This window comes from Flavobacterium sp. CFBP9031 (genome assembly GCF_034044945.1).
Lineage (GTDB): Bacteria > Bacteroidota > Bacteroidia > Flavobacteriales > Flavobacteriaceae > Flavobacterium.
This window is the reverse complement of record NZ_JAXCWF010000003.1, coordinates 385,013-408,107: the sequence shown is the minus strand read 5'-3', so window position 1 is coordinate 408,107 and position 23,095 is coordinate 385,013. Positions and strand designations below refer to the sequence as shown.

The 23,095-nt window shown below is 33.8% G+C and carries 13 protein-coding genes; 6 read left to right on the top strand and 7 right to left on the bottom strand.

Going from position 1 to position 23,095, the window contains the following annotated elements:
* The first annotated feature begins 179 nt into the window (after positions 1 to 179).
* A complete protein-coding gene (locus tag SOM12_RS07530) occupies positions 180 to 1,604 on the top strand; it encodes a HAMP domain-containing sensor histidine kinase (protein ID WP_320492941.1) in 1,425 nt (474 codons plus the stop codon).
* Positions 1,594 to 1,983, top strand: a complete 390-nt coding sequence (locus SOM12_RS07525; protein ID WP_095928773.1) for a response regulator — start codon at positions 1,594 to 1,596, stop codon at positions 1,981 to 1,983. The genes SOM12_RS07530 and SOM12_RS07525 overlap by 11 nt, the downstream gene beginning before the upstream one ends.
* Here SOM12_RS07525 and SOM12_RS07520 read toward each other — a convergent pair.
* The gene (locus tag SOM12_RS07520; RefSeq protein WP_320492940.1) at positions 1,980 to 3,140 is read right to left on the bottom strand and encodes a LysM peptidoglycan-binding domain-containing protein; all 1,161 of its coding nucleotides are present in this window, start codon (positions 3,138 to 3,140) and stop codon (positions 1,980 to 1,982) included. The two genes, SOM12_RS07525 and SOM12_RS07520, sit on opposite strands and share 4 nt — an antisense overlap.
* A gap of 241 nt (positions 3,141 to 3,381) precedes the next feature.
* On the opposite strand from SOM12_RS07520, the gene SOM12_RS07515 reads away from it, so the two are divergent.
* Positions 3,382 to 4,761: a Kelch repeat-containing protein gene (locus SOM12_RS07515; protein ID WP_320492939.1), complete on the top strand. Its 1,380-nt coding sequence runs from the start codon at positions 3,382 to 3,384 to the stop codon at positions 4,759 to 4,761.
* Positions 4,762 to 4,969: 208 nt separating this feature from the next.
* Positions 4,970 to 6,373, top strand: a complete 1,404-nt coding sequence (locus SOM12_RS07510) for a Kelch repeat-containing protein (RefSeq protein WP_320492938.1) — start codon at positions 4,970 to 4,972, stop codon at positions 6,371 to 6,373.
* A gap of 74 nt (positions 6,374 to 6,447) precedes the next feature.
* Here the strand turns inward: SOM12_RS07510 and SOM12_RS07505 are convergent, their stop codons facing one another.
* The 4 genes from SOM12_RS07505 to SOM12_RS07490 all read right to left on the bottom strand — a co-directional run bounded on the left by SOM12_RS07505 (position 6,448) and on the right by SOM12_RS07490 (position 14,448).
* Positions 6,448 to 8,712 carry an aconitate hydratase gene (locus SOM12_RS07505; protein ID WP_320492937.1) on the bottom strand — a complete coding sequence of 755 codons (2,265 nt, stop codon included), beginning with the start codon at positions 8,710 to 8,712 and terminating at the stop codon, positions 6,448 to 6,450.
* Between the two features lie 123 nt (positions 8,713 to 8,835).
* Positions 8,836 to 11,607 carry a bifunctional aconitate hydratase 2/2-methylisocitrate dehydratase gene (locus SOM12_RS07500; protein ID WP_320492936.1) on the bottom strand — a complete coding sequence of 924 codons (2,772 nt, stop codon included), beginning with the start codon at positions 11,605 to 11,607 and terminating at the stop codon, positions 8,836 to 8,838.
* Between the two features lie 378 nt (positions 11,608 to 11,985).
* Positions 11,986 to 12,939 carry an AAA family ATPase gene (locus SOM12_RS07495; protein WP_095928768.1) on the bottom strand — a complete coding sequence of 318 codons (954 nt, stop codon included), beginning with the start codon at positions 12,937 to 12,939 and terminating at the stop codon, positions 11,986 to 11,988.
* Positions 12,940 to 13,017: 78 nt separating this feature from the next.
* Positions 13,018 to 14,448, bottom strand: coding sequence for a peptidylprolyl isomerase (locus SOM12_RS07490; protein ID WP_095928767.1), 1,431 nt, complete (start codon positions 14,446 to 14,448; stop codon positions 13,018 to 13,020).
* A 488-nt stretch (positions 14,449 to 14,936) separates the two neighbouring features.
* On the opposite strand from SOM12_RS07490, the gene SOM12_RS07485 reads away from it, so the two are divergent.
* Positions 14,937 to 16,379: an alpha-amylase gene (locus SOM12_RS07485; RefSeq protein WP_095928766.1), complete on the top strand. Its 1,443-nt coding sequence runs from the start codon at positions 14,937 to 14,939 to the stop codon at positions 16,377 to 16,379.
* Positions 16,380 to 16,530: 151 nt separating this feature from the next.
* Positions 16,531 to 18,123, top strand: a complete 1,593-nt coding sequence (locus SOM12_RS07480; RefSeq protein ID WP_320492934.1) for a peptide chain release factor 3 — start codon at positions 16,531 to 16,533, stop codon at positions 18,121 to 18,123.
* 285 nt (positions 18,124 to 18,408) lie between these two features.
* Here the strand turns inward: SOM12_RS07480 and SOM12_RS07475 are convergent, their stop codons facing one another.
* A complete protein-coding gene (locus tag SOM12_RS07475) occupies positions 18,409 to 18,720 on the bottom strand; it encodes a DUF3467 domain-containing protein (protein WP_055094614.1) in 312 nt (103 codons plus the stop codon).
* Positions 18,721 to 18,730: 10 nt separating this feature from the next.
* Positions 18,731 to 23,038 (bottom strand): DNA-directed RNA polymerase subunit beta', encoded by a 4,308-nt coding sequence (rpoC, locus tag SOM12_RS07470; protein ID WP_095928763.1) that lies wholly within the window; start codon positions 23,036 to 23,038, stop codon positions 18,731 to 18,733.
* Between the last annotated feature and the right edge of the window lie 57 nt (positions 23,039 to 23,095).

The window sequence follows — 23,095 nt, the reverse complement described above, 5'->3', positions numbered from 1 at the left end:
AACCATAAGATAAATTTTACTATATTTGAGATAATCATTATAAAAGCATTTACAAAGAGCGAAATATCTTAACAAGTGTTTAATGTTTAATATAGATTAATTTCCCCCAAATAATTATTTATTCATACTGACAAAAAACGCAAAAGGCACTTTTTCATTAACCTACTAATTTTAAAATTATGTCTAAACTGCAAGCTTTAAAAAACTTTCGTTTCCCAAATGTTTTCATCCTTATTTTAATCGTTTTTATTTCGTGTGCATTGCTAATCTGCATCAATTTTTTTACAATTAAAATCTTATCTGCCAATAGAGCTTATGTAAACGGGGAATCTCATTATTCGAAAGGACAAAAAGATGCATCAAGACATTTAATTACCTATTTATTCACCAAAAACCATACACAATGGAAATTGTTTCTTGAAGAATTAAAGGTGCCACAAGGAGATGGTATTGCAAGAATCACACTTTTGAAAGCTGGAGACAATAAAGTTGCTAGAAAGGGATTTTTAATTGGTCGAAATCACGAAGATGATCTAGATGATCTTATCTGGCTATTCGAAAATTTTAAAAATGTCAGCTTTTTATCTAAAGCCATAAAAGAATGGGGAGAAGGAGATAAATTAATCTTTGATTTATTTGTTATTGGCCAGCAGATTAATGCAAAAATCGAACATAATATTTTAACCTCAACAGATCAGAAAAAACACTTAAAGCAAATTAGCTCAATAAGTGACCAATTAACCATTAACCAACGCAATTTTTCTAATACCCTTGGTGAAGGAACCCGAAAAATAAAGGACTTATTGATTATTACAAACATCTTTTTCATTCTGGTTATAATCTGCAGCGTTTGCCTTTATTACTCGATAATGGTCAAAAGACTACTGATTTCGAAGAAAGAAACGGAAGTGAAAAATGAAAATCTGATTATTGTAAATCGCGAATTGGACCGATTTGTTTACAGCGCCTCTCACGACTTGAGATCTCCAATTACTTCTTTAAAAGGTCTTATCGAAATAACAGCATTGGAGGACGATGCACAACAGGTTCGAAATTATTTAGAAATGATGCACCAAAGTCTTGAAAGGCAGGATCAATTTATTAGCGACATTATTGATTATTCTAAAAACAAAAGAAAAGAAATAATCCTGGAACCAGTAAGCCTAAAAGAGTTGTGCAATGAAGCCATCCTTCAATTAATGCATATTGAAAATGCAAACAGAATTAAATTCACGCAAGAACTTTTAGTAGATCAGATTGAAAGTGACGGTCTTCGTTTAAAAATAATCATCAATAACCTACTCTCTAATGCTATAAAGTATGCAGATTGCAGCAAACAAGAAATGTTTATTACAATAAGAACCTATTTTAGCGACGGCTTAAATAAAATTGAAGTAACAGATAACGGAATTGGAATTCATGACGATCATAAAGCCAATATTTTTGACATGTATTTTGGAACAAACAAAAATAAAGGTTCAGGATTAGGCCTCTATATTGTAAAAGAAGCTGTTGAAAATATTAAAGGAGATATTTCTGTATTTTCAGAAAGCAGTGTTGGAAGTAAATTTATAGTAACAATACCAAGTTCATATGCCGTATAGATCTCAATTTATAATTATAGAAGACAATTTGATTGATCAATTTGTCACTAAAAAATTACTTAAAAAAGGGCTCGACATTAATCCTATCTACATAGCTAATAACGGACGAGAAGGAATTAATTGGATACTAAAGCATCAGCCACAAAACCCTTTGATTATTCTTTTAGACATTCAGATGCCTATTATGAATGGTTTTGAATTTTTGGAAGAATTTGACAGATTACCAGAAGATTTAAAAGAAAGAACCGAAATTTTCGTGCTTTCTTCGACTTTAGATATTGATGAAATTAAAAAAGTAAAAGAAAACAAATATGTGTCCGACTTTTGGACCAAACCTTTTAGATTAGAAATATTGAAAAATGCTTTTCTAGAAGTTTAATTCAGAACGCGATTTACTTGAGAAAAAGCTCTTGTATAATATGGTTCTTTTGTAGAAGAAATCATAACACCGCCATGAGTTGATGAATGTACAAATTTAATCTCCCCATCAACATTTTCAACAACCATACCTACATGATTTATATGACGTCTGCCATTGGTTCTAAAGAAAATTAAATCGCCTTTTTGAGCCTCCTCCGACGCTACTTTTGTTCCTATTCGAGATTGTTCTATTGAACTTCTCGGCAGTTTAATATCAAAATTTCCAAAAGTACAGAACATTAATCCTGAACAGTCGAAACCTGCTTTTGTTGTTCCGCCCGATCTATACCTGATCCCTATATTTTCAGTTGCACTTGCTATTATCTGATCAATTAATCCAGAATAATCTCCTGTCCTTACAACAGTTGAATCTTTTTTTATTTCGGGAGCAGTTCCTGCTATTTGAACAGAAGAAGTATCTATTTGCGAATTATTGTCTTGTAACGCTTTTGCAGACTGGATTGCATCTGCTTTTTCTTTCGGAACGCGAATCTTCAATAGATACCCAACAGGAACTTTTCCTTTAATTGATGGATTCTGACGTTCTAATTCTGCAACTGTAATACCATATTCCTTAGAAATTCCGTATTTTGTTTCTTTAGGCTTAACTTCTCTTATAAGCTCAACATCTGTTGAAACCACTTCTGAAGTAATTGGAGTTTCACTTGGCGAACTAATATTCGACGCTACGTTATTTGAAGGAATATTTATTTGTTGTCCTATTTTTAAGCCTTCGGTTTCCAGAGATGGATTTGCTTTCTTAAGATCATCAACAGAAACATTATATTTTTTAGAAATTCCCCACAGTGTTTCTTTTGAGGCTACTTCGTGAGTTCCAGAAGTATTAAGAGGAGTATCGTTTACTGCAATTTCTTCATTTTTTGACTTTGTCTTTGCAGTACTTTTGTTTTTATTCGGAATTAAAAGTGTTGAGTTTAGTTTTAATACCTTGGGAGCATTCGGGTTTGCATCTGCAATATCTTTTACTTTTACTCCGTATTTTTTAGCAATAACAGAAAGATTTTCTCCTTTTGAGATCTTGTGCTTAATAAAATTATCCTGCGCAAAAGCTCCAACACTGAAAAAAAACAATACTATTATTAACCGATAAACCATACTCTTTTGATAAAGTTTTTACACTTTTTTAAATTACACATTAATTTCAACTCAAAAAAAGCAAATATATTGCCTAAAAAGCGAATTTAACTTTTTAAAGTAGAAAATTTGGTATTTTTAACAATTATTTTACCTCAAATTAACAGCCTCGGCATAAAAATTGAGCCAACTTTTTGAAACGCAGTTTTTTATAAAAAGTTGCATTTTAAAAAATTTTCGAACCAAACTAAAACCTAATATTGTGAAAAAACTACTCTACATTGTCATTTTACTGCCTTTTATTACAAATGCGCAAACAATAAGCGGAATTGTTAAATCTGAAACTACCAATTTACCAATTGAAGATGCAAACATATATGCACTACGAGCTCAAATAGGAACCATAACCAATAACATTGGAGAGTTTTCTTTAAGCAAAGCAAAAGCAAACGACACACTTCAGGTATCACATATTGGCTACATCTCGACAAAAATTGCAATTGCCGATTTTAAAAAGTCAAACTTTATCATTTCACTTAAAGAAGATATCGAAACTCTTAATAATGTAGAGATCACCAATCGTCAGGCGAAATTAAAATCTAAACTTGACTTTACTAAGCTTGAATCTTTAAATAATGTTCTGTATTCTTTTGGTTCGACAGTTGTAAATGGCAAGATTTATATTGTAGGCGGTGATATCAGCGAAGAAGAGAATGTACTAAAGATTTTAAAGGAAAGAAGCATAAGCTATGACAACGATCCTAACTTCCAAAAAAAATATCTACAATTACTTCAAATGCAAGTAGCCAAAAAATTTTACAGGGAAGACTTGCTTATTTACGATCCTAAAACAGATGTATGGGAGAAATCAAATACAAAATTCAAGAGAAGAGCTTATCATAACGTAAATTGCTACAACAATACACTTTATGTTTTAGGAGGTAAAAGAATGTCTACAAACCAAAGATTTGAATATTTAGAAAACGAAATTGAAGTTTTTGACATTAATAAAAACTCGATTACCATTGACAAAACCAATCCTCAGATGGCTGCAGACTTTGCTTCTTTTGTCTATAAAGACAATATTATTGTTATGGGCGGCTCTACAAAAAAGACCGAAAAAGGAGAAAAAACTTTTACAGACAAAGTGCACATGTACAACATCACTTCTGGATTATGGTATGAGCTAGAAAAAATGCCGGTTGCCAAAGAAGTAAAAGGAGTTTTGATTGGAGATAAAATTTTTACCGTTGGAAATAATGACAACAAAAGCTTATCTGAGATTCAGAGTTTTGATTTAACAAATGAAACTTGGAAAAATGAAGCAACTTTAATTTCTCATTTAGAAAATCCAGCAATTGCTTACAATGTTGATGATATTTACCTTTTTGAAGATGGGAAGCTTTCAATCTACAATACAAAATCAAAACAGATTAAAGAATACTTTGTCGATCTTCAATTAAGAGATGCCACGATGCATTTTATAAATAACAAATTGTATATTCTTGGAGGCTATTCATTTGGTTCGTTCATGAAGATTCCTTCATCAAAAGTGTACAGTATTTCTATTGACGAATTTGACACTACCGCACCAAACCGCATTAGAATTTTGTCTCAAAATAATGTTGCTCAAAGAAACTAACTCATGATAAAAATGCTCTGCAAAAAACAGGGCATTTTTTTATGTCTTATTTTAAAAATAGAATAAACTTTGATTTTTAACTGAAAGTCTATTTTATTTCATTGGAACTCAAAAAAATTAATACTAAATTTACTTCAAATAAGCCACTATAATCCTCAGTTTTAAGAGACTTTTTAAAGAATTTAATCCAAGACAAAACTTATTTACCGTGAAAAAACTACTGTATATTATCGTTTTACTACCTTTTATTACAAATGCGCAAACAGTAAGTGGAATTGTTAAATCTCAAGCTACAAACTTACCGATAGAAGACACCAATATCTATTTATTGCGTACTCATATTGGAACTTTAACCAATGGAAAAGGAGAATTTTCATTGAATAATAAAATAAATCCAAATGACACTCTTCAGGTTTCTCATATCGGATATATCACAACAAAAATTGCGATTACAGATTTAAAAAAGTCAAATTATGTTATCTCTCTTGAAGAAGATGTTGAAACTTTAAAAAATGTAACTGTAAATGATAATAGGTGGTCTAAATTAAAATCGAAACTTAACTTCACCAAACTGTCACCTTTAGAGTACGGCATTTATTCTTTTGGCTCTGTGGTAGCAAATGGCAAAATTTATGTTGTTGGAGGTGATAATAGTGAACAATGGAATGTTTTAACTACTATAAAATCAAAAGACATTGGCGGCGGTGATCCCACTAGATTTAACGATCCTCTTTTTTTGAACAAATACCTTCAAGAGATTGGAGGCGATCAAGGTAAAGTTTTTTACAAGGGAGATCTACTTACTTATGATCCAAAAACAGATGTATGGGAGAAATCAAATCAAAAATTAAAAAAACGAGCCTACCATAGTATAAATTTTTACAATAACACACTTTATGTTTTGGGAGGAAAAAGAGGACCTCTAGGCAATAAAAAACATGAATTTCTAGATAATGAAATTGAAGTTTTTGACCTTAACACAAATCAAATTGCAATTGACAAAACAAATCCACATAAAGCCGTAAACTTTGCTTCTTTTACCTACAAGGATAACATTATTGTTATGGGCGGATCAATAAAATCAACTGTAAGAGGTGCAAAAATTTTTACAGATAAAGTACATCTGTACAATTTAACTTCTGGCCTATGGTATGAATTAGCAAAAATGCCTGTAGCCCAAGAAGTAAGCGGAGTTTTAATTGAGGACAAAATTTTTACAATTGGCAATTCCGACAATAGAAGTTTTTCTGATATTCAGAGTTTCGATTTAACAAATGAAAGCTGGAAAAAGGAAGCAACTTTACTTTGCCGACTCGAAAATCCTGCAGTTACATACAATGAAGACACTATTTATATATTTGAAGACGGAAAACTGTTTGTTTACAATACAAAATCAAAACTAATTAAAGAATTTTATATTAATCTTGAGCTAAAATGTACTGCAATGCACTTTATTAATGATAAATTATATATCATTGGAGGATACGATTTTAGCAATTACTACACATCTCCTTCGTCTAAAACATATAGCATTTCTATAGACGAATTTGAGACCACAAGACCTTACCGAATTAGAGTTCTATCACAAGATAGTTTAGCAAACAAAAACTAATCACATCAACATATTGCTGATAAAAATAAAAGCCCTCTTTTCACAGGGCTTTTATTTTATATAAAATTTAAATATTAAGCTTTTCCGGCTGCAATTAAATTTAATGCAGAACCTGCAACAAACCATCCAATTTGACCTGCGTTGTAAGTATGGTTTGCCAAGATAATATCTTTTGTACCATCTGCATGAACAAATTCTAATGTTAATGGTTTGCCCGGAGCAAATTCTGTTAAATCTAAGAAGTTAATGGTGTCATCTTCTTGGATTTTATCGTAATCTGCTTCGTTTGCAAATGTCAATCCTAAAAGACCTTGTTTTTTAAGGTTTGTTTCGTGAATACGAGCGAAAGATTTCACCAACACCGCTTTAACTCCTAAGAAACGTGGTTCCATAGCCGCATGCTCACGAGAAGAACCTTCTCCGTAGTTATGATCTCCCACTACGATAGATGGAACTCCAGCTGCTTTGTATGAACGAGCTACAGCAGGAACAGCATCATATTCGCCAGTCAATTGGTTTTTAACCGAATTTGTTTTTTGATTGTAAGCATTTACCGCTCCAATCAACATATTGTTTGAAATATTATCTAAGTGTCCACGGAAACGCAACCAAGGTCCAGCCATAGAAATGTGGTCTGTAGTACATTTTCCGAATGCTTTAATTAACAATTTAGCACCAGTAATATTTTTACCATCCCAAGCATCAAATGGAGCTAATAATTGTAAACGCTCTGAAGCTGGATTAACCACTACTTGAACACTTGAACCATCTTCCGCTGGAGCTTGAAAACCTGGATCTTCAGCATAGAAGCCTTTAGCAGGAAGTTCGTCTCCTGTTGGCTCGTCAAGCATTACCTCTTCTCCATCTTCGTTGATTAATTTATCTGTCAATGGATTGAAACTTAAATCACCTGCAATAGCCAAAGCTGTTACCAATTCTGGCGATCCTACAAAGGCCAAAGTATTTGGGTTACCATCTGCACGTTTTGAAAAGTTACGATTGAAAGAGTGCACAATGGTGTTTCTTTCTTCTTTTTCTGCTCCTTCTCTATCCCACATACCAATACATGGTCCGCAGGCATTTGCAAAAACTGTTGCCCCTATTTTATGGAAAGTATCAATAAACCCATCTCTTTCGATTGTAGAACGAACTACTTCAGAACCTGGAGTGATTGTAAACTGTGATTTTGTTTTTAAATTTTTATCAGCAACCTGTCTCGCCAATGAAGCTGCACGAGAAATATCTTCGTAAGAAGAGTTTGTGCAAGAACCTATTAGACCAACTTGAATTTGTAATGGCCAATTATTTTTAACCGCTTCTTCTTTCATTTTAGAAATTGGAGTAGCTAAATCCGGAGTAAAAGGACCATTTAAATGCGGTTCTAATGTAGATAAGTTTATTTCGATAACTTGATCAAAATATTTTTCTGGATCTGCATATACCTCTGGATCTCCAGTTAAGTAAGAAGCAATTTTATCTGCAGCATCAGCCACTTCTGCTCTATTTGTCGAACGTAAGTAACGGCTCATTGAATCATCGTAACCAAAAGTTGAAGTTGTAGCTCCAATCTCAGCTCCCATATTACAAATTGTTCCTTTACCTGTACAAGACATAGCTGTTGCACCTTCACCAAAATACTCTACAATAGCTCCAGTACCACCTTTTACAGTAAGAATCCCTGCCACTTTAAGAATAACATCTTTTGGAGCCGTCCATCCCGATAATTTACCAGTTAATTTAACTCCGATTAATTTAGGAAATTTAAGTTCCCAAGCCATTCCAGACATAACATCTACAGCATCTGCTCCACCAACACCAATTGCGACCATTCCTAAACCACCTGCATTTACAGTATGAGAATCGGTACCAATCATCATTCCGCCTGGAAATGCATAATTTTCAAGTACAACTTGGTGAATAATTCCAGCTCCTGGCTTCCAGAAACCAATTCCGTATTTATTAGAAACAGAAGATAAGAAGTCGAAAACTTCATTACTCTGTGTTTTTGCTCTTGCCAAATCGGTTACAGCATCTACTTTTGCCTGAATTAAGTGATCACAATGAACCGTTGTTGGAACTGCCACTTTAGATTTACCAGCATGCATAAATTGTAATAATGCCATTTGTGCAGTTGCATCTTGACAAGCTACGCGATCGGGTGCAAAATCAACGTAATCAATTCCTCTTCCAAACGCCTTAGTAGGATTTCCATCCCAAAGGTGATTGTATAAAATTTTCTCTGTTAAAGTAAGCGGACGACCAACAATCTCGCGCGCTTTATTAACGCGACTTGGCATGTTTTCGTACACTTTTTTAATCATTTCGATATCAAAAGCCATAGATTTTTTGTTTTTATTATTCTTTTTTGAACATGACAAGTTACAAAAAATAGAACAATTATTACTAAAAAAGCCCGAGTTTTACGACTCGGGCTTTCAATATATTATTAAATAATCTTTCGATTACATAACTAATTGTTTGTTAGAAGGTGCGAACTTAGTTAAGTTAATACCATCTACCGCTGCAGTATATTCTTCCATTGTTGGAGTTCTACCTAAGATTGTAGAAAGAACCACAACCGGAGTAGAAGAAAGTAATGATTCTCCTTTTTTACCTTCTTTATCTTCTACAACTCTTCCTTGGAATAAACGAGTAGATGTCGCCATTACTGTATCTCCTTTAGCTGCTTTTTCTTGGTTACCCATACAAAGGTTACATCCTGGACGTTCTAAGTATAACATGTTTTCGTATTCTGTACGAGCTGCACCTTTAGGAGCGTTATCGTCAAATTCGAAACCAGAGTATTTTTGTAAAACTTCCCAGTCACCTTCTGCTTTTAACTCATCAACGATGTTGTAAGTAGGAGGAGCAACTACAAGAGGAGCATTAAATTCAACTTTTCCTGTTTGTGCTTCAACATTTTTCAACATCTGAGCAAGGATTTTCATATCTCCTTTGTGAACCATACAAGAACCAATAAATCCAAGATCTACTTTTTTCTCTCCACCATAGAAAGATAATGGTCTGATAGTATCGTGAGTATAACGTTTAGAAACGTCTTTATTATTAACATCTGGGTCAGCAATCATTGGCTCTGCAATTAGATCCAAATCAACTACAACTTCAGCATAATATTTAGCATTTGCATCTGGAGTTAAAGCTGGTTTTTCGCCAGATTTAATTTCAGTGATTCTCTTATCTGCTTTGTTGATTAAACCTTGAAGAACTTGTCTATCGTTATCCATTCCTTTATCGATCATGATCTGGATTCTGCCTTTAGCAATATCCAATGATTCGATCAAAGTATCGTCTTCTGAAATACAGATCGAAGCTTTTGCTTTCATCTCTGCAGTCCAGTCTGTAAATGTAAACGCTTGGTCAGCAGTAAGAGTTCCGATGTGAACCTCAATGATTCTTCCTTGGAATACGTTCTCACCGTTGAATTGCTTAAGCATTTGAGCTTGTGTAGCGTGAACCACATCACGGAAATCCATATAACCTTTCATGTCTCCTTTGAAAGTTACTTTTACAGATTCTGGAATTGGCATAGAAGCCTCTCCCGTAGCCAATGCAAGAGCAACAGTTCCTGAGTCAGCACCAAAAGCAACACCTTTAGACATTCTCGTGTGAGAGTCACCACCGATAATGATTGCCCATTCGTCGATAGTAATATCGTTAAGCACTTTGTGGATTACGTCTGTCATTGAATGATAAACACCTTTTGGGTCACGAGCCGTGATCAAACCAAAATTGTTCATAAACTTCATTAATTTAGGAATGTTAGCCTGAGCTTTTTTATCCCAAACTGATGCAGTATGACAACCAGATTGGTAAGCACCGTCAACAATTGGAGAAATAACTGTAGCAGCCATAGACTCTAATTCTTGAGCCGTCATAAGACCTGTAGTATCTTGAGAACCTACGATGTTTACTTCTACACGAACATCAGATCCGGCGTGTAAAACTTTTCCTGGAGCAATACCTACAGCATTTTTGTTGAAGATTTTTTCAACTGCAGTTAAACCTTGTCCTTCGTTAGAAATTTCTTTAGATGGAGCAAATACTGCAGGAGCTTCGATATCCAATAATTTAGCAGCAAAAGTTTGAAGTTTTTTACCAAATACAATTGCGTACGATCCTCCAGCTCTAATGAACTCTTTTTTCTGAGGAGTAAATGATCTAGAAATATCAATTAATTCTTGATCTCCGTTGTATAATTTTTTAGTTTGAGTATTAATAGTAAGAACAGTTCCTGTAGCAACAGAATATGTTTGCTCAAGAATTGGTTCATTATTTTCGTTCAATACTGGTTTTCCGTCTGCATCTAATTTTTTAACCCAGTTTTTAAGGTCAATTCCAATACCACCAGTTACGTCAACTGTAGTAAGGAAAATTGGAGAAATACCGTTTGTACCCCCAACAATTGGAGCAATATTTACAAATGGAACATATTCACTTGCTTGTTTTCCTGTCCAAAGTGCCACGTTGTTTACACCTGACATTCTAGAAGAACCAACTCCCATTGTACCTTTTTCAGCAATTAGCATTACGCTTGCATCTGGGTGTTTTGCTTGTAATGCCTGAATTTCCTTTTGTGCTTCAGGCGTAATCATACATTTACCATGAAGTTCACGGTCTGAACGAGAGTGAGCTTGGTTTCCTGGAGAAAGTAAATCTGTAGAGATATCCCCTTCACCAGCAATATATGTAACAACTTTGATTTCTTCAGCTATTTCTGGAAGTTTAGTGAAGAATTCAGCTTTTGCATAACTTTCGATAATTTCTTTAGCGAATGCATTATCATTTTTGAACGCTTCTCTTAAACGGTCAGTATCTGCATCATAAAGGAAAACTTGAGTTTTAAGAACGTCTGCTGCTTGTTGAGCAATTGCAGTATCATTTCCTAAAGCTAGATCTAATAACACTTCAATTGAAGGTCCACCCTTCATGTGTGATAATAATTCAAAAGCAAAAGCAGGTGTAATCTCTTTTACTAAAGATTCACCTAAAATAATTTCTTTTAAAAACTTTGCTTTTTCACCTGCGGCACTTGTAGTACCAGGTAAAGTATTGTAAATAAAAAACTTAAGAGAGTCTTCGCGATTTGCGTTATCAACATCTTTAATTTGAGCAATGATTTCGCTTAATAAGTCAGCTCCATCGATTGGTTTAGGGTGTAACCCTTGATTTTTTCTTTCTTCAATTTCTTGAATGTAATCCTGATAAATATTCATAATAAAAGCGGATTTATTTTTTTGAGGCAAATTTAAGCATTAAAGACGATAATTAAAAAAAATTTAATAGAACAAGCCTTTTCAAAAATTATTATTGCTAAAAAACGATTTTCACTGCTTGTTTTTGACAAAAACTCAATTTTACATCAAAATAATAAATTATTAACATTTAAAGATCTTTTCTTTAACAAAGTCGAAATTTGATGTTAGAAAACAAGTAAGTTTTTACCCCTATTTTCAAGAAGAATCTTTCTAAATAAGCAATTATAACGTTATAGTTGAGATTTTAAACGTCTTTTGAGAAGAGTTTTTGACTTGCTAAAAACAAAAAATCCTGATAATAAATTATCAGGATTCTATTAATGTAAATTTTAAATTTTACATTAATTTTTTAATAATAACTTCTTCTGTTATACCTTCAGCATCAGCTTTATAGTTTTTAATAATTCTGTGTCTCAAGATACCTGTCGCAACAGCTTGAACATCCTCAATATCTGGTGAAAATTTCCCATTAAAAGCCGCATGCGCTTTTGCTGCTAGAATTAAGTTTTGCGAAGCTCTTGGTCCTGCTCCCCAATCTAAATAGTTTTTCACAAAATCGTTAGTTAAACTATTATCTGGACGAGTTTTGCTTACTAGAGTTACCGCATATTCTATAACATTATCTGCAACAGGAATTCTACGAATTAGGTGCTGAAAATCGATAATTTCTTGAGCCGTAAATAATGGATTAATTTCTGTTTTAACATCAGAAGTTGTTCTTTTTACAACTTGAACTTCTTCTTCAAAAGTTGGATATTCCAATTTAATAGCAAACATAAAACGGTCTAATTGCGCTTCTGGCAAAGGATAAGTTCCTTCTTGTTCAATAGGGTTTTGAGTCGCTAAAACAAAATATGGCAAATCTAATTTATGATGTTGTCCTGCAATTGTCACCGATCTTTCTTGCATTGCTTCCAGCAAAGCTGCTTGTGTTTTTGGTGGTGTTCTGTTTATCTCATCAGCCAAAATAATATTAGAAAAAATGGGCCCTTTAATGAATTTGAAATTCCTATTTTCATCTAAAATTTCGCTTCCTAAAATATCAGAAGGCATCAAATCTGGCGTAAACTGAATTCTTTTAAAATCCAGACCTAAAGCCTGAGACAAAGTATTAATCATTAAGGTTTTTGCTAAACCAGGAACTCCAATTAAAAGTGCGTGTCCTCCAGAAAATATACACAGTAAAATTTGATCTACAACGGCGTCTTGCCCTACAATGATTTTCGCTATTTCTTTTTTTAATTCATTTCTTTTTTGAACTAAATTGTGAATTGCTGTTACGTCAGACATTTATGAATGTATTTAAAATTAAAAAGAGTTAATTCTATGAATTCATAAAACTAACTCTTTTTATTTATTTATTAAAACTTATTTTTTCAACCAATTGTTTGCAAAAGAACAGTCTTTATACTCGCCGATAATTTTGATGTAAGTGTCTTTAATTTTAGCATCAAACCATTTTGCAATGGCATTAATCTGCTTTTCTTTTAATGCTAATTCTTTGATCTTAGTATAATCTTTAGCATAATCTGCAGTATGATCTTCAATTCTGTTGGTAACTGTAATTAACTTATATGTTTTTTTACCTTTATCATCAGTATTTAAAAGTGGTTGAGAAATTTCATCTCCTTTCAAATTTGAAACCTGACTGTATAAAGTCGGATCCATTTTTGTCAACTCAAATCGAGTATCTTGTGTGGTTGGATTTACCAATGTTCCTCCGTTTGCTCTAGTTTCCTTTTCATCAGATTCTGTTCTTGCCGCGTCAGCAAAAGTCAGCTCTTTATTGATGATTTTATTTCTAATATTTGTAATTCTTTCTTTTGCTTCTTTTAAAGCTGCTTCAGAAACAGTTGGAGCAATCAAAATATGACGAAGCTCTACCTCTTGCCCTTTGATTTTTTCTACCATAATAATATGGTATCCAAAAGTAGTTTCAAATGGTTGAGAGATCTCACCCGCTTGCAAACTAAATGCAACATCTTTAAATTCTTTGACAAAAGGAGTTTTTCTTGTCATTTTATAATAGCCACCGTTTGGTGCAGATCCTGGATCTTGAGAATACAACACTGCTTTTGTTGCAAAACTAGAACCTTCTAGAACGTCTTGTCGAATTGCATTTAATCTATCGATAACTTTTTGCTTGTCTTCTTTAGAAATTTTAGGCTCCACAACAATCTGCGCTACTTCCATTTCAGCTCCAAAAGTTGGCAATTCATCTTTTGGGATTTTCTTAAAGAAATTACGAACTTCTTCTGGAGTGATTTCAACATCTTTAACGATTTTATCTCTCATTTCTGATGCTAATTTTTGCTCCTTTAAGATATCAGCAAAATAAGTTTTAAACTCTTCTACCGAGCTTTTTTTATAGTATTCAACAACTTTATTGATATCTCCTACCTGTTGCGTCATGTAATTAAGACGATCTTCCATCATTCCTCTTACCTCCGCATCACTTACGATAATACTATCCTGAATTGCTTGGTGAGCATATAATTTATCTTCTAAAAGTTTACCAAGCATCTGGCATCTTGTAATATCTTTTACAGATCCGCCTTGCGCAGTAATTTCTAAAAATCCTTTATCGATATCAGAATCTAAAACGATATAATCTCCTACTGTCGCAATAATTCCGTCGATTTTCAATTTCCCACCAGAAGGAACTTCAATTGGTTTTTGGGCCACAACATCAGGAATAATTTCTTGCGCTGAGATAATTGGAGTAAAAAAAAGAAAAAAACAAATTGTTAGTGCAAACTTGTAATCAATTGTTTTTAGCTGTAATTTTTTTAATAGCATTATTTTAATTTTTATTTGAATGTAAGCCTGTTTTAGATAATCCCTCTGAAACTATGTATGTTCATCAAACATAAATAATTAAAGTATAGTTCTTTCGTAACTTATAACGAACAAAAATAACAATTCAATTACATAATCCAACTATCCGATATAGTATTAACAAAAAATTATAGGATAGTTCTCTTTCAACGTACGAAATCATTTCTTCCAATTTTTCTAATTCAATGAAAGACAGTTTCTAATTGCTTCTTAAATTTAGTTTTAAACATCAAATAAATACCTAATTATAAGCACCATAAAAAAAAGTTCTCAACACTACAACGTTTTCGTTAACCTCTATTTTATTGCAAATTAAAATTAAATCAAAAAAACTTTACTTTAGATGCGTAATTAATAATTTACAAGGTAAAAAAATAGCAATATCTGCGTTTTTAAACCTTATAATTAAACAATTATAAAGCTCACTATTTAACTTAACCACATCTATTATGAAAAAACCTATTTTAAAATTATGCCTTATTACGGCATTTAGCGCACTTCTGTATTCGTGTTCTGAAAATGAAATCAACGCATCGGACGCAAAAGCTGAAAGTCAAAAATTTAAAATCATTGATGTTACGCATCACGATGGTAAACCTTTCAGCACAGGGGTTTCAAGCAATTCTACAACAGGAAAATATGTTGATAATCCTGGCGGAGGTGTTATGATGCAAGCTTTCTACTGGGATGTTCCCGCTGGAGGAAATTGGTGGAATACAGTAAGCAGTAAAGTAACGGCTTGGGGAAATGCTGGAATTGGCTCAATTTGGCTTCCGCCTGCTTCAAAAGCGCAAAATGGAGCTTTTTCTATGGGATATGACCCAACGGATTATTTTGATTTTGGAGATTATAACCAGAATGGAACAACGGAAACAAGATTCGGATCAAAAACCGAATTAGTCAATTTAATTACAGCAGCTCACACAGAAAACATCAAGGTTTATGCGGATATTGTAATTAACCATAACAGTGGCGGACAATCTGAAGCGAATCCTTTTACTGGAACAAATACTTGGACTAATTTTAATGGAATAGCGTCTGGAAAATTCAAACGTACTTATGCTAATTTCTACAAAAACAGCTATGGCAATAATGATGAAGGCTCGTTTGGAGGATTTCCTGACTTATGCCATGCCGATCCTTATGTAAAAGACTGGTTGTGGATTAGAGCTGATGGAGTTGGTAAATACTATAAAAATACCATGAAATTTGATGGCTGGAGATTCGACTACGTAAAAGGTTTTGGTGCTTGGGTTGTAAATGCTTGGAATGCCAATGTAGGCGGATTTTCTGTTGGAGAATTATGGGATTCAAATGTAAATGTTTTAAATGACTGGGCAAACGCAGCTAATAGTTCTGTTTTTGACTTTGCTTGCTATTACAAAATGAATGATGCTTTTGATGGAAATAATCTTGCATTGCTGAATGATGATATGATGTGGAAACGTAATCCATACAAAGCGGTAACTTTTGTAACTAATCATGATACTGATGAAATTTGGAGCAAAATGCTTGCGTACTCCTATATATTAACTCACGAAGGTTATCCAACTATTTTTTATAGAGATTATGAAGAATGGCTAGATAAAAACAAATTAAACAATCTAATCTGGATCCACAACAACAAAGCAACAGGAACAACTTCTATTTTATATTCTGATAATGACGAATATGTTGCACGAAGAAATGGATACAACGGAAATCCAGGATTGGTAGTTTACATTAATAACTCTGACGTTTGGCAAGAAAGATGGATTCAGACCAATTGGGCTAATACTCAAATTAAAGATTTTACAGGAAACTCAACTTGGTACCCAACTACTCAGGCAGACAAATGGGTAAAAATACAATGTCCTCCAAAAGGATATTCAATTTGGTCAATTAATCAGTAATTTTAAAAATGACTATTTTAAGGCTGTTGCAAAACAGCCTTATTTTTTTGTTTAAAAATCCCGTTAGAAGTAAAGACTACCAAATTTAGGAACTGAATATTTTTATAAAGCCGTAATTTAATAGTACTTTTGCAACCTATTTATACGAAATATGAGCTTTTTAAAAGAAATACAACGCAGAAGAACATTTGGAATTATATCGCATCCCGATGCCGGTAAAACGACATTAACAGAGAAATTACTTTTATTTGGAGGTGCAATTCAAGAAGCAGGAGCTGTAAAGAATAACAAAATTAAAAAAGGAGCAACGAGTGACTTTATGGAAATCGAACGCCAAAGAGGTATCTCGGTTTCGACTTCTGTGCTTGCTTTTAATTATAAAGATAAAAAAATCAATATCCTTGATACTCCTGGACACAAGGATTTTGCTGAAGATACATTTAGAACTTTAACTGCCGTAGACAGCGTAATTGTTGTAATTGACGTTGCTAAAGGGGTTGAGGAACAAACAGAAAAATTAGTGGCTGTTTGTAGAATGCGTAATATTCCTATGATTGTTTTCATCAACAAATTAGATCGTGAAGGTAAAGATGCTTTCGATTTGATGGATGAAGTAGAACAAAAATTAGGTTTAAAAGTTACACCGTTAAGTTTCCCAATCGGAATGGGTTACGATTTCCAAGGAATTTATAATTTATGGGAACAAAACATTAACCTTTTCAGCGGAGACAGTCGTAAAAATATCGAGGAAACAATCGCTTTTTCTGATGTACAGAATAATCCAGAATTAGATAAAATTGTAGGTGAAAAAGCAGCGAACAAACTTCGTGAAGAATTAGAGTTAATCGATGAGGTTTATCCTAAATTTGAGCGTCAAGATTACTTGGACGGAAAAATCCAGCCAGTATTCTTTGGTTCAGCCTTAAATAATTTTGGAGTTCGTGAATTGTTAGATTGTTTCATTACAATTGCACCATCTCCAAGACCGAAAGATTCTGAGACTCGTACAGTTGAACCTACAGAGGAGAAAATGACGGGATTTGTTTTTAAAATCCACGCCAATATGGATCCAAAACACCGTGACCGTTTAGCCTTTATCAAAATTGTTTCTGGAACTTTCGAAAGAAATAAGCCTTATTACCACGTTCGTCAGAAGAAAAATTTAAAATTCTCAAGTCCAAATGCCTTTTTCGCTGAGAAAAAAGAAATTGTAGACATTTCTTATCCTGGTGATATTGTTGGTTTGCATGACACAGGAAACTTTAAAATTGGAGATACTTTAACAGAAGGTGAAATTATGAGCTTTAAAGGAATTCCAAGTTTCTCTCCAGAGCACTTTAGATATATCAACAACGCCGACCCGATGAAAGCTAAGCAATTAGAAAAAGGAGTTGATCAGTTAATGGATGAAGGTGTAGCGCAGTTGTTTACTTTAGAGATGAATAATCGTAAAGTTATCGGAACTGTTGGAGCGTTACAATATGAGGTAATTCAATATCGTTTAGAGCACGAATATGGTGCTAAATGTACTTACGAGAACTTCCCTGTTCATAAAGCGTGCTGGGTAAAACCTGATGATGCTAAAAACGAAGAATTCAAAGAATTTAAACGTATCAAACAAAAATTCCTTGCTCACGATAAATACGGGCAATTGGTATTTTTAGCCGATTCTGATTTTACAATTCAAATGACGCAGAGTAAATATCCTAGTGTAAAATTATTTTTCACATCGGAGTTTGATTAAATCTAAACTTTAAATAAATTATAAAAGGCTGTTTAAAATTTTAAACAGCCTTTTATAATTTGCATAAAAAAAGCGCTAATTCTAAAATCAGCGCTTTTTTTAAATTTGAATTAAATTAACCTTACTAAGTCATTATATTTCAAAATTCAATCTTTTTTAGGTTATACCAAATTAAGACATAACACGATTAAAAAGAAATTTAGTCGACTAAAGTAAATTAAATCAGACCAACTGCATCTTTGCTTTATTACAAAAAAAAGCCCCTTAAAAAAGGGGCTTTATAATTTATGCTTGTCCAGTTGGACCAAAATTAAGCGGAATTGGCGCTTGTTCCGTTTCTTTGATTTCGCCATGAGCTGCCTCAAATCTATGGATATTTTCACCTATTGCTTTTAATAATCTTTTAGCATGTTGTGGTGTCAAGACAATTCTTGATTTTACCTTGGCTTTAGGAATACCTGGCATAATACTCACAAAATCTAAAACAAACTCAGATGATGAGTGATTGATAATTGCAAGATTAGAATAAATTCCTTCTGCAATAGTTTCGTCCAACTCAATATTAATTTGCTCTTGTTGTTGTTTCGGATTACTCATAGTTTCCTAATTAATAAATGTATTCTTCTTTATTAGCCATCATTTCGTTGTAATCGTCTTTAGATCCTACGATAGTGTTATCGTACTCTCTCATACCAGTTCCCGCAGGAATTCTGTGTCCAACAATTACATTTTCTTTTAATCCTTCTAGATCATCTACTTTACCAGCTACTGCAGCTTCGTTAAGTACTTTCGTTGTCTCCTGGAATGAAGCCGCAGAAATGAATGATTTAGTTTGTAACGAAGCTCTTGTAATACCTTGAAGAACTGGCGTTGCAGTTGCAGTGATTACATCTCTTGCTACAACAAGATTTTTATCTGTACGTTTCAATAATGAATTTTCATCACGTAATTCACGAGGTGTAATGATCTGACCTGGTTTCAATACTGAAGAATCTCCAGCATCTTCAACCACTTTCATACCGTACAATTTATCGTTTTGAACGATGAAATCTTTAGTATGGATTAATTGGTCTTCTAAGAATAAAGTATCACCTGGATCCTGAACTCTTACTTTACGCATCATTTGACGAATAACTACCTCAAAGTGCTTATCATTAATTTTTACCCCTTGTAAACGGTAAACCTCTTGAATTTCATTTACCAAGTACTGTTGAACAGCAGCCGGACCTTGAATTCTTAAGATATCATCTGGTGTAATCGCACCATCAGACAATGGAACTCCCGCTCTTACGAAGTCATTCTCTTGTACTAAGATTTGGCTTGAAAGTTTAACTAAATACTTTTTAATCTCACCAAATTTAGATTCGATAACGATCTCACGGTTACCTCTTTTGATTTTTCCAAAAGAAACAACACCATCAATTTCAGATACAACTGCTGGGTTAGAAGGGTTACGAGCCTCAAGAAGCTCAGTAATTCTTGGTAAACCTCCCGTGATATCGCCCGCTTTAGAAGAACGACGTGGGATTTTTACTAATACTTTACCTGCTTTAATTTTCTCACCGTTTTCAACCATTAAGTGTGCACCTACTGGTAAGTTGTAAGAACGAATCAATTCACCTTCTTTACCATAAACTAATAAAGTTGGGATTAATTTTTTGTTTCTAGCTTCAGAAATTACTTTTTCTTGGAAACCAGTCTGCTCATCGATCTCAACCATGAACGATTGTCCTTGCTCTAAATCTTCGTAAGCAATCTTACCAGTAAACTCAGAAACAATTACACCGTTATATGGATCCCATTTACAGATTACAGTTCCTTTAGCTACAGTTTCTCCATCTCCAACAAAGATACTAGAACCGTAAGGAATGTTATGTGTATTTAAAACAATTCCAGTTTTCTCGTCAACTAATTTTAATTCAGTTGAACGTGAAACTACGATATCAACAGAGTTACCTTCTCCGTCTTCTCCTTTAACTGTTTTTAAATCTTCAATTTCAAGTCTACCTGCGAATCTTGTAACAATACTAGACTCTTCAGAGATACCTCCAGCAACCCCTCCAACGTGGAACGTACGAAGTGTCAACTGTGTACCTGGCTCTCCAATAGACTGAGCTGCAATAACTCCGACAGCTTCACCTCTTTGTGTCATTTTACCAGTAGCTAAGTTTCTACCGTAACATTTAGCACAAATACCTTTTAAAGCTTCACAAGTTAATGGAGATCTAACCTCTACTTTTTCAATTGGAGAAGCTTCGATAGTTCTCATAATTGCTTCAGTAATTTGCTCTCCAGATTTAACCATTACTTCATTAGTAAGAGGATTAATAACGTCTTGCAATGCAACACGTCCTAAAATTCTCTCTCCTAAAGACTCAACGATTTCCTCATTTTTCTTCAATGCAGCAACTTCAACACCTCTTAAAGTTCCACAATCTTCGATGTTTACAATAACATCTTGAGAAACGTCATGAAGCCTTCTTGTTAAGTAACCAGCATCGGCCGTTTTAAGAGCCGTATCCGCAAGACCTTTACGAGCACCGTGAGTAGAAATAAAGTACTCAAGGATCGAAAGACCTTCCTTAAAGTTAGAAAGAATCGGGTTTTCAATAATCTCACCACCACCAGCAGTAGATTTTTTAGGCTTAGCCATCAAACCACGCATACCAGTTAACTGACGAATCTGTTCCTTAGAACCCCTCGCCCCAGAGTCAAGCATCATATATACAGAGTTGAAACCTTGTTGGTCTTCTCTAATATTTTTCATTGCTAACTCTGTTAACTGAGCATTTGCTGAAGTCCATACGTCAATAACTTGGTTGTAACGCTCGTTATTTGTAATAAGACCCATGTTATAGTTAGTTGAGATACCTTCAACTTGCTCTCTAGCATCTGCAATTAACTTCGTTTTTTGTTCTGGAATTCTAATATCACCTAAAGAGAATGATAAACCTCCTCTAAATGCAAATTTATAACCCATATCTTTCATATTATCCAAGAAAGCTGCCGTTGTAGGTACATCAGTCACGCTTAAAATGTGTCCGATAATATCTCTAAGGTTTTTCTTAGTCAATACGTCGTTGATATATCCAGCTGCTTCAGGTACTACTTCGTTAAATAATACACGTCCTGCAGTTGTTTGAATAATTTGATACACTAATTCTCCAGCGTCATTAAAATCTTTTGCTCTAATTTTCACACGAGCATTCAATTCTAATCTTCCTTCGTTTAATGCAATGTTTACTTCTTCAGCAGAATAGAAAGTTAAATCCTGACCAATAATTTTGTGGTCTTCTGTAGAAATACGCTCTTTGGTCATATAGTATAGACCCAAGACCATGTCCTGAGAAGGTACAGTAATTGGAGCACCATTTGCAGGGTTCAAGATATTGTGAGAAGCCAACATTAATAATTGTGCCTCTAAAATAGCTTCTGGCCCTAATGGTAAGTGAACCGCCATCTGATCACCATCGAAATCGGCGTTGAATGCCGTACATACTAATGGGTGTAATTGAATCGCTTTTCCTTCAATTAATTTTGGCTGGAAAGCTTGAATACCAAGTCTGTGCAAAGTAGGAGCACGGTTAAGTAATACTGGGTGTCCTTTAATTACGTTTTCAAGGATATCCCAAACTACAGGCTCTTTCTTATCAATGATTTTCTTAGCAGATTTTACTGTTTTTACAATACCTCTTTCGATCAATTTACGGATAACGAATGGTTTGTATAATTCAGAAGCCATATCTTTTGGCAATCCACACTCATATAATTTTAACTCTGGACCAACGACAATTACCGAACGAGCAGAATAATCCACACGTTTTCCTAAAAGGTTTTGACGGAAACGTCCTTGCTTACCTTTTAATGAGTCAGATAATGATTTTAATGGTCTGTTAGATTCTGTTTTAACAGCAGAAGCTTTACGTGTGTTATCGAATAATGAATCTACAGATTCTTGCAACATACGTTTTTCGTTTCTTAAGATAACTTCTGGAGCTTTAATCTCCATTAATCTTTTCAAACGATTGTTACGGATGATTACACGACGATATAAATCGTTCAAATCTGAAGTTGCAAAACGACCTCCATCAAGTGGCACAAGCGGACGTAATTCTGGCGGGATAACTGGAACCACTTTCATAATCATCCATTCTGGACGGTTTTCGCGGTTTTCGTTAGACTCACGGAAAGATTCAACAACTTGTAATCTTTTTAAAGCTTCAGTTTTTCTTTGTTTAGATGTTTCGTTGTTAGCGCTGTGTCTTAATTCATAAGATAAAGCATCTAAGTCAATACGAGCTAATAAATCCATAATACACTCTGCTCCCATTTTGGCAACAAATTTATTAGGATCTAAATCATCTAAATATTGATTTTCTTGTGGAAGAGTATCTAAAATATTTAAATATTCTTCTTCAGTTAAGAAATCTAATCTTTGTAAAGATTCTCCATCTGCATTTTTAGCAATACCAGCTTGGATTACTACGTATCTTTCGTAGTAGATGATCATATCTAATTTCTTAGATGGAAGACCAAGGATATAACCAATTTTGTTTGGAAGAGAACGGAAGTACCAGATGTGAGCAATTGGCACAACAAGGTTGATGTGTCCTACTCTATCACGACGTACTTTTTTCTCAGTAACTTCAACACCACAACGGTCACAGATGATACCTTTGTAACGAATTCTTTTATACTTACCACAAGCACATTCAAAATCTTTTACTGGTCCGAAGATTCTTTCGCAGAAAAGTCCGTCACGCTCTGGTTTGTGAGTTCTATAGTTAATTGTTTCTGGCTTTAAAACCTCTCCTCTTGATTCTTTCAAGATAGATTCTGGTGAAGCCAATCCAATAGAAATTTTGTTAAATCTTTTTACTGGATTTTTTTCTTTATTGTTTCTGTTATTCATCATAGTTTTTACTATTGATTTATTTTGCAATTAAAAAATTGAATTTAGATTTATAATTTA